At 37.7% G+C, this 16,107-nt stretch carries 14 protein-coding genes; 12 read left to right on the forward strand and 2 right to left on the reverse strand.

Going from position 1 to position 16,107, the window contains the following annotated elements; translation table 11 throughout:
* Window positions 1-12: 12 nt before the first annotated feature.
* Complete coding sequence (locus ACL9RH_RS16750; protein ID WP_422694508.1) at window positions 13-1,506, forward strand: RagB/SusD family nutrient uptake outer membrane protein; 1,494 nt, start codon at window positions 13-15, stop codon at window positions 1,504-1,506.
* A 106-nt stretch (window positions 1,507-1,612) separates the two neighbouring features.
* Here ACL9RH_RS16750 and ACL9RH_RS16755 read toward each other — a convergent pair whose 3' ends face one another.
* On the reverse strand, window positions 1,613-2,128 hold the full coding sequence (locus ACL9RH_RS16755; protein WP_422694509.1) for a hypothetical protein: 516 nt from the start codon (window positions 2,126-2,128) through the stop codon (window positions 1,613-1,615).
* The gene (locus ACL9RH_RS16760) at window positions 2,085-2,555 is read right to left on the reverse strand and encodes a hypothetical protein (RefSeq protein ID WP_422694510.1); all 471 of its coding nucleotides are present in this window, start codon (window positions 2,553-2,555) and stop codon (window positions 2,085-2,087) included. Before ACL9RH_RS16760 ends, ACL9RH_RS16755 begins: the two co-directional genes overlap by 44 nt.
* 146 nt (window positions 2,556-2,701) lie before the next feature.
* Here ACL9RH_RS16760 and ACL9RH_RS16765 point away from each other — a divergent pair, with 146 nt between their 5' ends.
* The 11 genes from ACL9RH_RS16765 to ACL9RH_RS16815 all read left to right on the forward strand — a co-directional run bounded on the left by ACL9RH_RS16765 (window position 2,702) and on the right by ACL9RH_RS16815 (window position 16,105).
* On the forward strand, window positions 2,702-3,025 hold the full coding sequence (locus ACL9RH_RS16765) for a DUF6660 family protein (protein ID WP_422694511.1): 324 nt from the start codon (window positions 2,702-2,704) through the stop codon (window positions 3,023-3,025).
* 137 nt (window positions 3,026-3,162) lie between these two features.
* Entirely contained in the window at window positions 3,163-7,524 is a 4,362-nt protein-coding gene (locus ACL9RH_RS16770; protein WP_422694512.1) for a CusA/CzcA family heavy metal efflux RND transporter, read from the forward strand.
* Between the two features lie 91 nt (window positions 7,525-7,615).
* Complete coding sequence (locus ACL9RH_RS16775; protein ID WP_422694644.1) at window positions 7,616-8,845, forward strand: efflux RND transporter periplasmic adaptor subunit; 1,230 nt, start codon at window positions 7,616-7,618, stop codon at window positions 8,843-8,845.
* 127 nt (window positions 8,846-8,972) lie between these two features.
* The gene (locus tag ACL9RH_RS16780; protein WP_422694513.1) at window positions 8,973-9,854 is read left to right on the forward strand and encodes a bestrophin family protein; all 882 of its coding nucleotides are present in this window, start codon (window positions 8,973-8,975) and stop codon (window positions 9,852-9,854) included.
* A gap of 17 nt (window positions 9,855-9,871) precedes the next feature.
* The gene (locus ACL9RH_RS16785) at window positions 9,872-10,768 is read left to right on the forward strand and encodes a cation diffusion facilitator family transporter (RefSeq protein ID WP_422694514.1); all 897 of its coding nucleotides are present in this window, start codon (window positions 9,872-9,874) and stop codon (window positions 10,766-10,768) included.
* 17 nt (window positions 10,769-10,785) lie between these two features.
* Window positions 10,786-11,205: a Fur family transcriptional regulator gene (locus tag ACL9RH_RS16790; RefSeq protein ID WP_422694515.1), complete on the forward strand. Its 420-nt coding sequence runs from the start codon at window positions 10,786-10,788 to the stop codon at window positions 11,203-11,205.
* 44 nt (window positions 11,206-11,249) lie between these two features.
* Complete coding sequence (locus tag ACL9RH_RS16795; protein WP_422694516.1) at window positions 11,250-13,232, forward strand: heavy metal translocating P-type ATPase; 1,983 nt, start codon at window positions 11,250-11,252, stop codon at window positions 13,230-13,232.
* Between the two features lie 528 nt (window positions 13,233-13,760).
* Window positions 13,761-14,144: a hypothetical protein gene (locus ACL9RH_RS16800; RefSeq protein ID WP_422694517.1), complete on the forward strand. Its 384-nt coding sequence runs from the start codon at window positions 13,761-13,763 to the stop codon at window positions 14,142-14,144.
* Window positions 14,145-14,402: 258 nt separating this feature from the next.
* Window positions 14,403-14,678, forward strand: a complete 276-nt coding sequence (locus ACL9RH_RS16805) for a YHS domain-containing protein (RefSeq protein WP_422694518.1) — start codon at window positions 14,403-14,405, stop codon at window positions 14,676-14,678.
* A complete protein-coding gene (locus ACL9RH_RS16810) occupies window positions 14,665-15,342 on the forward strand; it encodes an SCO family protein (protein WP_422694519.1) in 678 nt (225 codons plus the stop codon). The genes ACL9RH_RS16805 and ACL9RH_RS16810 overlap by 14 nt, the downstream gene beginning before the upstream one ends.
* An 88-nt stretch (window positions 15,343-15,430) precedes the next feature.
* The gene (locus tag ACL9RH_RS16815) at window positions 15,431-16,105 is read left to right on the forward strand and encodes a superoxide dismutase (protein ID WP_422694520.1); all 675 of its coding nucleotides are present in this window, start codon (window positions 15,431-15,433) and stop codon (window positions 16,103-16,105) included.
* The last annotated feature ends 2 nt before the right edge of the window (window positions 16,106-16,107 follow it).

The following is a 16,107-nucleotide window of genomic DNA, read 5'->3' on the forward strand; positions in this document are numbered from 1 at the left end:
AAAATTGAAACAATGAAAAATTTAAAATATTTATCTTTTGCGCTTATCGGATTATGGTCGCTTACAAGCTGTGAGAAAGATCTTGATACCGCTCCTACTGATCAGGCCAGCAGTGTAGAGGTTTTTAAAACCGCAGAAAGTGCAGAAACAGTTATCAACGGAACATGGGCGAAATTCAATAATGACGGAACAACGTATGCAAACATTGGATATTCGACGGTTTTAAGAGCCAGTGATGCCATGGGTAGCGATGTCGCTGTACTTAGAAATAAATACGGATTCTCATCGACCTACGATTTCACAGAAATGGTAAACAGCACGGCTGGAAGACCTTTGTTTATCTGGTCTACGCTATACTCTGCCATTAATAATATGAACAATGTAATTGCAAAAATTGATGGTACCGAAGGAAGCCAGGAAAAGAAAAACCAGGTAAAAGCTCAGGCAAAAGCATTGCGTGCTTTCTGTTATCTGAATATTGCCAGTTTTTATCAGTTTAGTTACCTGAAAGATAAAACGGCTTTAACGGCTCCTATTTATACAGAGCCTTCCACTACAGCTACACCGGGAAAGAAAAAAGCAAGCCTGGAAGAAATTTATACTTTGATTAAAAGTGATCTTACAGAAGCAGACAATTTGTTGAAAAACTACACAAGAAATAACAAAGATAAGATCAACAGAAACGTAGTGAACGGGCTTTTGGCAAGAGTATACCTGAATACCGGAGAATGGGCTAAAGCATCCGCATCCGCAAAAATTGCAAGAGAAGGGTATCCTTTGATGGCTCCGGAAAAATACAGCGAAGGATTTAATGATATTGATAATGTAGAATGGATCTGGGGACATAAGCAAACACAGGAACAGTCGGACGAAAGTTATGCCTTCCACTTTTTAGATGTGTCTTCATCAGGAAGTTATTATTATAGCTTTATGGCCGATCCTTATTTCAAAGACTTGTTTGATACCAATGATATAAGATATCAGCTGTTCTCATGGGATGGGCTTAAAGGAAGAGAAGGATTGCTGAGGTATGCGAAATTCAAATTTAAATCTACACTCATTGCAGATATTGTTTACATGAGATCTGCAGAAATGTATCTGATTGAAGCAGAAGCAGAAGCCAGAAGTGGAAACGTATCTCAGGCCGTAGCCGTTCTGAATCAATTGAAATCTACAAGAAAAGCGAATATCTACAGTGGTTCAATGGCACAAAATGATGTGGTAAAAGCTGTTTTGATTGAAAGAAGAAAAGAATTATTCGGAGAAGGATTTTCTCTGTCCGATATTATCAGAACTCAGGGATCCGTAGAAAGAAAACCTTTTGTAGATGCAGATGGAAAACCGATCAAAGTTCAGATTACCACTCCGGAAGGCGTAACGAAAACGGTTGATGGAAGAGGGCATTCAGTGTTTTCATTTCCAGACCAATCGGGCTTTGTACCCAACAGTAATTACTATTTATTCAGTATTCCTCAGAGAGAATCTGAGAATAATCCGAATCTATAAAATATAAGGTTCATAGTTAGATTTGATTTTTTAGCCACTGCTTTTGCGGTGGCTTTTTTAGTGTAGAAAATAAAAACCCTCTATCACTTCCTACAAAATATTTTGATTATTTAAAATTTGATGAACTGGTTTCCTTCGATCTGAAATAGACTAATGAATCAAAGGTTCGCATGAATTTTTTAAACTTGACGGTTTTTATGGTATCAAACAAAGCTTTCTCATGAGCGAAATAATAATCATACTCTACAGAAATGAGTCTTTTATTGGTTCTGATTTTAATATGTTGTGACATGGTTGCAGAATTCACTTCTTCCCCTATCTTAGTCTTATTGTTGATCAGATGGATTTGGTTTCTGTCAAAACTTTCGTTCAAAATAGCCCAGTCCTTATCAGTTAGTTTAAACCTGAGTGTGTCGGAAGTGTCGTCCTCAATCATCATAAAGCTTGTATAGATATCAGTTCCCTCAGCAGTAGAAAGATTTCGGGTTAATGTTTTAATTGAAATATCTTTGGTAAGCACTTCTTTTTGTTCACAGGATAACATCACAAAACAGATGCCGAAAAGGAAGATATGTTTCCTACTCATAAGCAATAGAAGAAGGTTCCAATTGTTTGATTTCATTTTTGCTGAAAATGATATCTTCAATAATTTTATAGACCTTATCAAATTTTTTTCCGTTGTAGCAAAGCCAACTCTTGTCAACATTATGAATATATTTTACATTCATAGTGTTCAGACTGAGCTTGTCATAAATCTTAGGATAATAACCCCAAGTAGAACAATCAATTGTACCAGGCAGATTTTGAAACGCATTTTCAGAAAAAGTCTCCAGAATTTTCTCTTTTTCCTCTTTTGTTAAATGAAGCTTTACAGTAGTCTTATGAGAATCATAGTTTCTTGTAAAAGAATCTGTTTGAGAATCGTATGTATCAGTTAGGTTGCTATACACAAATGTGGAATCTGGATCAATTGTATTCTTATCACCGCAGGAAGTGAGGCTTATACAAACGATCAGAAGACAAATGATATAAGGAAAATAGATTTTCATAGGGGCTTTTATAATATCAATAATAGGGATTTTATCTCTATTGTTAGAGCTTTGATGCTATTTTTATTGAAAAACAGCACTCATAATTTCAGCTAAATAATAAAGGAGGATGATCTATTTTAGAAAAAATCTCTACCTTTGTCACAATGAACCTGTTAAGATGGATACTGGCAATGTATTTCATGGCGTTATCATTAATGCCCTGTGAAGACGTGTCTCATCCTTTCAATTCAGGTCAAAAGAAGATTTCATTAAGTATTGGCGAAACGCATTCTACAGACAAAGGAGATATCTGTTCTCCACTGTGTGCCTGCAGTTGTTGTCAGATGACAGTGTCTGCTTTCAAAATGGATCCCTTATTAGAAATCCCAGAGCAGATTCCCGCTTATTTTTCAAAGAAAATTCTGTTTCAGAAAAACGATTTTGCTTACCAGATTTACGATCCTATCTGGCAACCTCCTAAAATTTAATTTTTATTGATTTTTAGAAAGTTATCTTTCTAATTGGTGCTTGAAACTTTGCAATACCATTGCAGGGGTTTTCAGGATATTTTTGCTGCAGTATTATATACTGTGTGCCTATTTTTCAATAAAAATTCAATAAAATCGTGTTAGATAAAATCATAAAATTCAGCATCAAAAATAAAGCGGTCATTGGTATCATGACTTTGGTGCTGATCATTTGGGGAACCTGGAGTGCTACCAGGCTGCCGATAGATGCAGTACCCGATATTACCAATAATCAGGTGCAGATCATTACCGTTTGTCCTACATTGGCAGGGCAGGAAGTAGAACAGCTAGTAACTTTTCCTATAGAGCAAAGTATTGCCAATGTTCCCGATATTCAGGAGACCAGAAGCATCTCAAGATTTGGGCTTTCTGTTATTACAGTAGTTTTTAAAGAAGAGGTAAATGTTTACTTTGCAAGACAGCTGATCAGCGAACAGCTAAAAAATGCAGTAGAAGAAATTCCAAAAGGAGTGGGAACTCCTGAGTTGGCTCCTGTAAGTACAGGTTTAGGAGAAGTATATCAATATATTCTTCACCCTAAAAAAGGAAGCGAGAAAAAATATAATGCCAAAGAACTGCGTACCATGCAGGACTGGATTGTCCGCAGACAGCTTAACGGAACTCCTGGTGTTGCAGAGATCAACAGCTTTGGTGGTGAATTAAAACAATATGAAGTGGCTATTGATCCTAACCGATTAAAAGCGATGGGAACCAGTATTACTGAAATTTTTACCGCCCTCGAAAAAAACAATCAAAATACCGGAGGCGCTTACATTGATAAAAAGCCCAATGCTTACTTTATTCGTGGAATAGGATTGGTAACCTCTCTGGAAGATATAAGAAATATTGCCGTTAAAAATGAAACCGGAAGCGTTCCGATTTTCATCAAAGATGTAGCAGATGTGCGGTTAGGAAATGCCGTACGTTACGGAGCTCTTACCTATGACGGGAAAGTGGATGCAGTAGGTGGCGTCGTTATGATGCTGAAAGGCGCAAACAGCAACGAAGTAGTCAACAACATCAAAGCGAAAATCCCTACCATTCAAAAATCGCTTCCCAATGATGTAGTCATAGAACCTTTTCTGGATAGAACAGATTTAGTAGACAGAGCCATCAATACGGTACAGAAGAATCTTATCGAAGGTGCTTTGATCGTTATTTTCGTGCTTGTTATCTTCCTTGGAAATTTAAGAGCCGGTCTTATTGTAGCCTCAGCAATCCCTCTGTCTCTATTATTTGCACTGGGAATGATGAATGTTTTCGGAGTGAGTGCGAACCTGATGAGCTTGGGAGCAATTGACTTCGGATTGATTGTAGATGGAGCCGTAATTATCGTAGAAGCGACTCTTCATCATTTAGGGATAAGAAAATCAGTAAAAAACCTGACGCAGTCTGAAATGGATGAAGAAGTCTTTCTTTCGGCATCCAAGATCAGGAATAGCGCTGCTTTTGGAGAAATTATCATTCTCATCGTGTATATTCCTATCCTTACACTGGCCGGAGTAGAAGGAAAAATGTTTACTCCGATGGCAAAAACGGTAGGATTCGCCATTCTGGGAGCATTAATTCTTTCTTTAACCTATATTCCGATGATGAGTGCATTGTTTTTATCCAAAAAGGTATCTCATAAAGAAACTTTTTCTGATAAGATGATGAATCGTCTGCAAAAGATTTATCAGCCCTTATTGGAGAAAGCAATTCAAATAAAATATGTTATAGTTTCTGTTACAGCTGCAGTTTTCATTCTATCAGCCTTTATTTTTAAGAATATGGGGGGTGAATTTATTCCGCAACTTCAGGAAGGAGATTTTGCTTTCCATTGCATTCTGCCGCAGGGAAGTTCGCTAAGCCAGAGTATAGAAACCTCAATGCAGGCTTCAAGAATAATCAAGCAGTTTGATGAGGTGAAAATGGTTGTGGGTAAAACAGGTTCAGCGGAGGTTCCTACGGATCCAATGCCTCCGGAAGCAACGGATATGATTATCGTTTTAAAACCACAGAAAGAATGGAAAACTAAAAAATCATATGATGAATTGGCCGACGAGATCAGTGAAAAGCTGGAAACTATTCCCGGAGTTTTTTTTGAAAAAAATCAACCTATTCAGATGCGTTTTAATGAGCTGATGACTGGTATTAGACAGGATGTTGCTGTGAAAATATTTGGCGAAAATTTAGACTCATTGGCTGTATATGCAGATAAAGTGGGAAAAGTCATCCAGACTGTTGATGGAGCAACGGCTCCTCAGATCGAAAGAGTAAGCGGTCTTCCTCAGATCAATGTTCAGTATGATAGAACAAGAATTGCGAATTACGGATTAAATATTGAAGATGTCAACAATGCTGTAAGTACGGCCTTTGCAGGAAAAGCAGCAGGTCAGGTCTTTGAAAATGAGCGGCGTTTTGATTTGGTAGTTCGTTTAGACAGTCTTCACAGAACTGATATTTCAGATGTTGATAATCTGATGATTACCTCAGCCAGTGGAGCACAAATTCCATTATCACAAGTGGCCAATATCAGCTATAAACTAGGCCCGGCACAGATCAGCCGTGAGCAGGGAAAACGCAGAATTGTCATTGGTTTCAATGTAAAAGGCCGCGACGTAGAAAGTGTGGTGAAAGATATTCAGGCTAAACTTGATAAAGTGAAGTTGCCATCCGGATATTATTTTACTTACGGAGGGCAGTTTGAAAACCTTCAGGAAGCAAGCAAACGTCTGATGATCGCCGTTCCCGTATCGTTGCTTCTTATTTTTATGCTGCTGTATTTTACCTTTAAATCATTCAAACAGGCGACCCTGATCTTTACGGCTATCCCAATGAGTGCTATAGGAGGTGTATTTGCACTTTTGTTGAGGGATATGCCTTTCAGTATCAGTGCGGGAATTGGTTTTATTGCATTATTCGGAGTGGCAGTACTCAATGGAATTGTACTGATAGGAACTTTCAATCAACTGGAAAAAGAAGGGGAAACAAATATTCTGAAAAGAGTGTTTGAAGGAACGAAGACCAGATTAAGACCTGTTTTAATGACTGCAACTGTTGCTTCGTTAGGATTTCTTCCTATGGCAATTTCTACAGGAGCCGGGGCAGAAGTTCAAAAACCATTGGCTACAGTAGTCATCGGAGGATTGATCACAGCAACGTTCCTGACTCTGTTTGTATTACCGATGCTGTATATTATTTTTAATACCAAGATCCTGAAAAAGAAAAATAATAAGACAGGAACATTTACCATTGTCCTTGTTTTAGGATTGATGATGTTTGGGCAGACTTTTAAAGCACAGTCCAGACCAATCTCTGTAGAACAGGCAGTAGATATGGCAATGAATAATAATCTGACCCTACAGTCCAAAGATTTAAGCATTAAATCTGCAGAAGCGTTGAGGCCAACTTCGAAAGAACTTCCGAAATTAAGTGTTGAAACCCAGTTAGGACAATACAACAGTCCTAAGTTTGACCAGTCGTTTGCCATTTCACAGAGTATTCCTTTTCCTACATTATTTAAAGCAAGAAAGGAGCTAATCAGTGAAAACATAAAAAGCAAACAGATTGATAAAGAAATTACAGCCAACGAACTGATTAAACAGGTCCGTACCTATTACTATCAAATTGAATATCTTCAGTATAACAAAACTCAGCTGAAAAGCCTGGATACATATTATGAAGAATTTATCAGGATTGCAACGGTAAGATTTAAAGCGGGCGATATTAAAAAAATTGAAATCAATACCGCTGAAACCCAAAAAGGAGAAATTGATCTTTTACTGAGACAGAATGAGGTATTTCTCAATAATGCTTATAAGAATTTAAAAACCTTACTCAATACTTCGGAAGAGCTTGAAGTTCCATTCAATAAAAATTACGAGCCTCTGAAAGCTGAAAATATACTGGATCGTTCTTCAGTATCAAACAACCCATCAGTAAGAGCATTTTATCAGGAAATGGAAATCGCGGAAAAAAATAAAAAAGTTGAAAAAGCCACAGGGCTGCCGGATTTCAGTCTCGGATATACCAATCAATCGTTGATAGGAATGCATACCGTTAACGGAATCGAAAACTATTATGGTTCCGGTAAACGCTTTCAATCTGCAACAGTAGGAGTGGCTATTCCTCTTACATTTGGAGCCACAAAAGCAAGAATCCAGGCTCTTGAGTATGAAAAACAGGTAGCCGAAACCAATGCTAAAATGCAGCAGAAACAGCTTTCTGTACAATTGGATAATGCATTCAGCCAATATCAGCAGGACGTTCAGCAATATGATTATTACACCAACCAGGCACTCCCGAATGCTGAAAAAATTGTAAAAGCAGCTCAGCTAGGCTATAAAACAGGAGAAATCTCATATGTTGAATATCTTTTTGCTTTACAGACAGCTGTCAATATTCAGTTAAAATATCTGGAATCTATACAGCAGGTCAATCAGTCTGTAGTAACGATCAATTCAATCATTAATAAATAATATGAAATCGCTTTTAAGAAAGTTCACCAGAAAACGATCACCAATGGAAACAGGATCATCAAGTGACTTTAGAAAAAATAAATACTTACCTATGAAATCCCAATATCATATCATAACGCTCGTACTGATCTCTTTGCTAATTATAAGCTGTGGAAAGAAAGAAACTCCAGAGGAAAAGACTCCGGAAAAAACAGAGCAGAAAGAGCATGCCCATGAAGAAGCGCCGCAAACCATAGCATCATTAACGGAAGATCAGATGAAATCGGTAGGAGTAGCCCTTGGAAATGTAGAAATGAAAGAACTGACTTCTACCATTAAAGCAAACGGACTGCTGAGTGTTCCCAACAGTAACAAGGCGACCATCACTTCTTTGTATGGAGGAATCATCAAAACCATCAATATTCAGGTGGGAAGCATCGTAAAAAAAGGACAGGTGATTGCTACGATTGCCAATCCCGAATATATCCAGCTTCAGGAAGACTATTTGACGACCAACAGCAGAATTACCTATGCGGAGCAGGAGTATAAAAGACAGAGAGAGCTTTTTGATAACGATGCAGGAGCTAAGAAAAATCTTCAAAGTGCTGATGCCGAACTGAAAACATTAAGAACCAAAAGAGCATCCCTTCTGAAGCAGCTCCAGATGATGGGAATAAGCCCTGGAAAAGTAAATAATGGAAATATGAGATCCGGGCTGGTGATTACATCGCCGATCAGTGGGACAATCAGCAGCATCACTGCACAAATCGGAAGCTATGTAGATATATCCTCTCCGGTAGCAACGGTTATTGACAATGGATCTATACACCTGGATCTTCAGGTTTTTGAAAAAGATCTGCCTAAAATGAGAGTAGGACAGATTGTTCACTTTAAACTTACCAACAACCCTGAAACAGAATACGACGCAAAGATCTACAGCATAGGATCATCTTTTGAAAACGAAAGCAAAACCATCTCCATGCATTGTGAAGTGATAGGTAACAAATCCGGCCTTATTGACGGGATGAATATCACCGGAATTGTAAGTCTCGACAAAAGTACTACACCCGCTGTTCCTACTGAAGCTATTGTAGAAGCAGACGGCAAATATTATGTTTTTATACAGACCGGCAAAAAGATAGAAGAAGAACATGAGGAAAAAGGAAAGCCGCACCCAAAAACCTTAAACTTTGAAAAAATAGAAGTGGTGAAAGGGACAACAGATATGGGATACACTGCCATTACACCGGTGGGAAATATTCCGGATAAAGCAAAGATTGTAGTAAAAGCAGCATTTTTTGTAAACGCTAAACTGGTGAATTCGGGAGAGCATGAACACTAATGAAGCCCATCATAATCAGTGAGATGTCGATTTTTATCCTTATATTAGAGCTGTTTACGGATTTGCTTTGTTGAAGTATAAAACCGGCTGAAGTAAAGATCATCTTACCTTTAATACATGACGTATTATGCTATTAAACAAAAAAATATCAGTCTGGTATTTCATCAGTGAAATAAAATCTCAAATTCTATTCATCGGAATATTTGCAGTAGCAGTCGGCTTTTTAGATATGCTGCCATGGTTCAGAAAAATAAGTCTTCCTCTGAATATTCCGGCACTTCTTGGAACGGCAGTTTCCGTATTGCTGGCCTTCAGAACCTCACAATCCTATGAAAGATGGTGGGAGGCGAGAACCGTTTGGGGAGCTGTTGTGAATGATTCAAGAACTTTTGTAAGGTTGGTTACTCAGTTCATGCCTTTGGGAGAGGAAATAAGGATTCAGAAGTTTGCAGAACGGCAGATCATCTGGACCTATGCTCTTGGGGAATCGCTAAGAAGACTTCCATTTTCAGAGAAAGTGCAGCAATACCTTGATGAACATAAAATTGAGGCGGTAAATATTCCTAATGCACTTCTGGATGCTCATTCAAAACAGCTTAAAGAAATATCGGCTTCTAAAGGAATTACAGATTTTCAACAAATGCAGCTGAACGAGATCCTGACAAGGCTTTGTGACAGCATGGGGAAATGTGAAAGACTGAAAAATACAGTTTTCCCCAGATCATATAGTGTTCTTGTACACATTTTGATCTATGTGTTTGCCATATTGCTTCCTTTTGGGCTTGATGACTCGCAGCTGGTTGTTGAGATGATGATCACTTTCCTGATTCCGATAGTATTTATTGCCATAGAAAAAACTTCTATCATTATGCAGGATCCTTTTGAAAACAGTCCGGTAGACACGCCAATGACTTCTTTGGCCCAAACGATTGAAATCAATATCAGGCAGATGATTGGAGAACAGAATATTCCATCGAAAAAACAAAATACATCCTACTACGAAATGTAATAAAACCATCTGTAAATATGGAAAATATACCAACACAAGCACCTTCTGCAGCAAGCCAGCGTAAAAAAAGCCTTCTGATTGTTCTCGCTCTCAGTGGAATCTATCTTATTGCTGAGGTGATAGGCGGAATTATTACCAATAGCCTTGCTTTGCTTGCAGATGCAGCTCATATGCTTACAGATGTGGTGGGATTGCTTCTGGCCTTTATCGCCATCAAAATAGGAGAAAAAAAAGCTGATCCTTCCAGAACATATGGGTACTATCGAACCGAAATTCTTGCTGCGGTAGTCAATGCTGTCGTTCTATTGGGAATTTCAGTATATGTTTTATTTGAAGCCTATCAGAGGTTTCAGAATCCGCCGGAAGTACAGAGTAAATCAATGCTTATTGTTGCTGGAATAGGATTAGTCGTAAATATTATAGGAATGATGATCCTGAGGAAAGACTCGGAAGGAAGCCTGAATATGAAAGGAGCTTACTTTGAAGTTCTTTCAGACATGCTTACTTCTGTGGGAGTGATGATTGCCGGAGTGATTATGTTAACAAGCGGATGGTATTATGCCGATCCTTTAATTTCCGCTGCAATCGGTCTTTTAATCTTTCCAAGAACATGGAGGTTGTTGAAAGAAGCGATCAATGTTCTGCTGGAAGGAACTCCTAACGATATAGATATTCATGAACTGCGCAAAGTTTTGGAACAGACACAGGGGGTAAGTAATGTTCATGATCTTCATGTGTGGTCACTTACCTCAAGCGTCAATGCAATGAGTGTGCATATCGTGAAGAATAAAGATGTTTCTCAGAATCAGTTGTTGAAAACTCTGACAGAAACTACGGTTAATAATTTTAAAATCAGTCATACGACTTTTCAGATAGAGGAAGAAGGATATGAGGAGAAAGAAGTACATCTGTAAAATTTAATTTTTAGAACATGAAAAAAGATATAGAAAGCAAACTCATCGATAAAAATACCAAACCTACAAGCATGAGGATTTTGGTTTATGATTTTTTAAGTTCTCAGGAAGCGGCACTCTCCCTTTCTGAGATAGAAAATCACTTTGATAATGCAGATCGAATTACCATTTACCGAACCTTAAAAACCTTTGAAGAAAAAGGAATTGTTCACAGTATACAGGAAAATACCACCACGAAATATAAACTATGTGATGATGACTGTGATGAAAAAACACATAAAGACTGGCATCTGCATTTTTATTGTAAAATATGTAAACAAACCACTTGCAAAGAAGATATTTCTTTTCCCGAAAACATACATACCAATTTCAGGATTGATGAAATAAGGCTCTTTGCCAAAGGAATCTGCGAAAACTGCCTGGAAAGTTTGCAATAGCATTGCATTGGTCTCATCTTTACATTTGTATAAAAATATCAGTTATGGAAAAATGCTGTAGTACAACCCCCGAAAAAACGAATACGAAAGGACATCAACACAACCATTCAGATGGAGACGGGCATGATCATGACGGGCATGACCATTCGCATGATTCCGGTGATCAAACCGTATTGCAGATGTTTCTTCCGGCGATTATATCATTTATTATTTTATTAATAGGAATAGCCTTTGATAATTATGTTAAACCAACTTGGTTTATAGGCTGGGTGCGCTTAGTATGGTACCTTGTAGCATATATACCTGTAGGGTTTCCTGTATTGAAAGATGCGTGGAAAAGCATCATCAAAGGAGATGTATTTTCAGAATTTTTTCTGATGAGTATTGCAACCATTGGAGCTTTTTCAATTGGAGAATATCCTGAAGGGGTAGCTGTGATGCTATTTTATGCTGTAGGAGAAGTATTTCAGTCTATGGCTGTAACCAGAGCAAAAGGAAACATAAAAGCATTATTGGATCAAAGACCTGATGAAGTAACTGTTATTGAAGAGAATCAACCGAAGACCATTAAAGCTAAAGAAGCCAAAGTTGGAAATATGATTCAGTTGAAACCAGGAGAAAAACTGGCTCTTGATGGAGAACTTTTTTCAGAGGCCGCTTCATTCAATACGGCTGCGTTAACGGGAGAAAGTAAACCTGATACTAAAAATAAAGGCGAAGTGGTACTCGCTGGGATGATCAATATGAACAGTATCGCCTTAGTGAAAGTAACCACCGCTTATGAAGACAGTAAGCTGAGTAAAATATTGGAACTTGTTCAGAATGCTACAGCTCAAAAAGCCCCTACAGAACTTTTCATAAGAAAGTTTGCTAAAGTATACACTCCAATTGTTGTATTTCTTGCCATAGGAATCTGCCTTCTTCCTTACTTCATTGTGGACGATTATCAGTTCAGAGACTGGTTGTATAGAGCCTTGATTTTCCTTGTGATCTCATGTCCTTGTGCTTTAGTGATTTCTATTCCTTTAGGATACTTTGGTGGAATAGGCGCTGCAAGCCGAAACGGAATTTTGTTTAAAGGAAGCAATTTCCTGGATAGTATTGCCCGGATTCAAAATGTGGTGATGGATAAAACGGGAACGATGACAGAGGGAGTCTTCAAAGTTCAGGAAGTAAGCATCAGTTCCGATTTTAATAAAGATGAAGTTCTTCAGATGATAAATGCACTGGAAAGTAAAAGTACACATCCCGTTGCCACCGCCATTCATAATTATGTGGGAGAGATCAACCATTCTATTCCACTGGAAAACGTAGAAGAAATTGCAGGACACGGATTGAAAGCAACTGTAAACGGGAAAGAACTTTTAGTGGGGAATTTTAAGCTGATGGATAAATTCAATATCAGCTATAATATCAAACATGCCAATATTGTTTATACAGTAATTGCTGTAGCTTACGATAGAAAATTTGCCGGATATATTACCATTGCAGACAGTATAAAAGAAGATGCAAAAGAAACGGTTGAGAAGCTTCATAAAATGGGAGTGCAGGCCACTATGCTGAGCGGGGATAAAAGTACGGTTGTAAAATATGTGGCAGATCAGTTGGGCATAGACAATGCTTTCGGTGATCTTTTACCTGAAGATAAGGTAAATAAAGTAAAAGCAATCAAGGCAGCCAATCAGACCGTAGCCTTTGTAGGCGACGGAGTAAACGACGCTCCTGTAGTTGCTTTAAGTGATGTCGGAATTGCGATGGGAGGCTTAGGAAGTGATGCTACCATTGAAACTGCAGACGTTGTCATCCAGGATGATAAACCCAGTAAAATTCCGATGGCAATTAATATCGGAAAACAAACGAAAAAGATTGTTTGGCAGAATATCATGTTAGCGTTTGCTGTAAAAGCAGTGGTTCTGATCCTTGGCGCCGGAGGTCTTGCAACCATGTGGGAAGCTGTTTTTGCCGATGTAGGAGTGGCGTTGCTGGCTATTTTAAATGCTGTGAGAATTCAGAGGATGAGGTTTTAAGAAAGATTAGGCAAATAATTCATAACTAACTTATCTAAATTATATTAAACAAAAGCTCTACTAGTATTAGTAGGGCTTTTGTTTTAAAAAAACATATCTCATGTCCGTCATTTATTTTGTTGGAGAAGCGCAAAGGCGCAAAGAAGATTAAAATTGAGCTATTTTTTAAGGACATAAAAAATCAAAGATTTTCAGCAAGGAAACTTCTTAATGTCCAATCTCATTATTATCGGTTTTACATTTTGTCGGAGATAAAACCCTTGCGCCTTAAAGCAGAAAACATTAAACAAACTTGCGCCTTTGCGTTTTCCAACAAAACCAACAAAACATAAAAAAGCTTCGCCAGACATCGGCAAAGCTTTTATTAACAAGATTAAAATTTTATATAAAGCACAAAATTTCAAATCAAAGTTCGGAATAAAATAATACTGAAAACAGGCACAGTTTTGTAATTTTTGAAGGTAACAGTATATAACCGCAATGACATTCATCATAAATGAATCGTAAAATACTTTCGAAGTAGTATATTTGCAGCAGAGAATTGAATCGTTGAGGTTATTAATTTCCATATTCATCATTTTTACCATTGCAGTACGTCCCGTTTTGCCATTGGTAAATTACGCTGTGAACTATGATTATATTGTAAAAAACCTTTGCGAGAATAGAAACGTACCACAGTCAACCTGTAAAGGAAAATGCTATGTTGAAAAAGAACTGGCAAAAACAGAGAAACAATCCAACAGTTCTCAAACAGTAAAAATTGCCGGATTGGATGCTTTTCTTTCCAATGAAATTCTTTCCTTTGCCAATCATTCAGCCATTGGTTTTCCTACTGATAAACCGGATCCAAGCTACTTCAATTCCCATTCTTCAGAATATTTCTCAAGGATTTTCCATCCTCCATTAGGGTAATCTCAGTTAGACTATATTTTTAGTTTTATATCAGAACCGTTTGAAAGATTCAAATAAAAACCTGTGGTTGAAGCTTTTTCTCCCATGCAATATTTGAACCTTTTACTAAGATGTATTGCGTCTTCTAAGGTGCTTTAGCTTTCTTTATAGGCTTTTGTAATCTCAGGAGTTTTCAATAAAACGTCTTTACTGAATTTCTAAGCTGAGACTTAGAGTGACAATTTGATTCAATAATATTAATTTCAATTTAACATTAAAATGAAATCCTCCATTATTTTGGCTGCTGTACTGCTGGTTTCCATCATGTCATGTGCAAAAGAAACGCCGCAGGTAAAGCATAAAAGCCATATGAGCTCTTCCAAAGAAAATTTAAAAAACATACAGGTAGTTAACGAAGAAGACCCTGTATGTCATATGAAAACCGGCGAATTTCTGAAAGATACCGCTGTGTATAAAAATAAATCGTATGGTTTTTGTAGTGCTTACTGCAAAGATGAATTCAAGAAAAATCCTGAAAAATATGCCAAAAAATAATAAAACCAACAATAAGAGTAAGGTGATCATACCTATCGCCGTTATTGCTTTGCTTTTCCTTGGAATTGGAGTAGGGATGGGGTATTTTAAAAAGAACCTGTATACGGTGATGAAAGTTCCCGATTTTGAGCTTACCGATCAAAACAGTAAAAAAATTACCAATAAAGATATGTTGGGAAAAGTATATCTGGTCGAATTTTTCTTCAGCAAATGTCCTACGATTTGTCCTGTGATGAATACCAATATGAAAGCTATTCAGAATCAGGTGAACGATCCTAATTTTGGAATTATCTCCATCAGTATAGATCCTGAAAATGATACTCCTGAAGCTTTGAAAGAGCACGCCAAAAGAATTGGTGCAAAATCTCCAAACTGGCATTTTTTAACCGGAGGCAGAACATATATTGGTGATCTTGCAGATAAATTTAATATCTATGTAGGGGATAAAGAGAATGAAGGAGAAAGCCTGAACCACAGTGGAATGATTGCATTGGTAGATCAGGAAGGCAATATCCGATGCCGCTACAATAAAGAGAATATGCCGATTTTATATTATTCAGGATTAAACTATGATGACCCTGAAGGTAAAAATCCAAGGCTGAACGGGAAGTATCATCCTGACAGAGAAATTCTGATTGAAGACATCAAAAAATTGTTGAAATAGAGGAAGTGCCTGAAGATATAGGACGATGGTCCGCTTTCTTCAGAATTCCTGCTAGTAAAAATATTGTTTAACCATAAAACAAAACGTTATGAAGATTTTGAAAATAGCTGCTGTAAGTGCAGTTTTTGCCGCTCAGTTTACGATGGCACAATTTAAGCAGACTCCTCTGCCGTATGCTTATAACGCATTAGAGGGTTCTATAGACGCTCAGACAATGGAAATTCATTATTCAAAGCATGGTGCAGCATATGTCACCAATTTGAATAAAGCCATTGCAGGAACTCCACAGGAAAAACAAACTTTGATTCAGATTCTTTCTGAAACATCCAAAGTGAGCCCGGCGATAAGAAATAACGCGGGGGGCCACTACAACCACGAGCTTTTCTGGACGATTCTTACACCGGAAAAAAATACCCAGCCATCTCCACAACTGGCAAAAGCAATCAATGAAGCTTTTGGAAGTATGGATGCTTTTAAAGAAAAAATAAGCAAAGCAGGGGCAGACCGTTTCGGATCCGGATGGGCTTGGCTTTCTGTGTCTAAAGGAGGTAAACTTTTTGTTTCTTCCACACCCAACCAGGATAACCCTTTAATGGATATTGTAGAAGAGAGAGGAACACCCATTTTAGGAATCGATGTTTGGGAGCACGCCTACTATCTTAAATATCAGAACAAAAGAGCAGACTATCTTTCTGCAATCTGGAATGTTCTGAACTGGAAAGAAGTGAGCAAAAGATATGATGCTGCTATAAGCAAAAAATAATG

Origin of the sequence: Chryseobacterium sp. Mn2064 (genome assembly GCF_049319685.1) — a bacterium.
Lineage (GTDB): Bacteria > Bacteroidota > Bacteroidia > Flavobacteriales > Weeksellaceae > Chryseobacterium.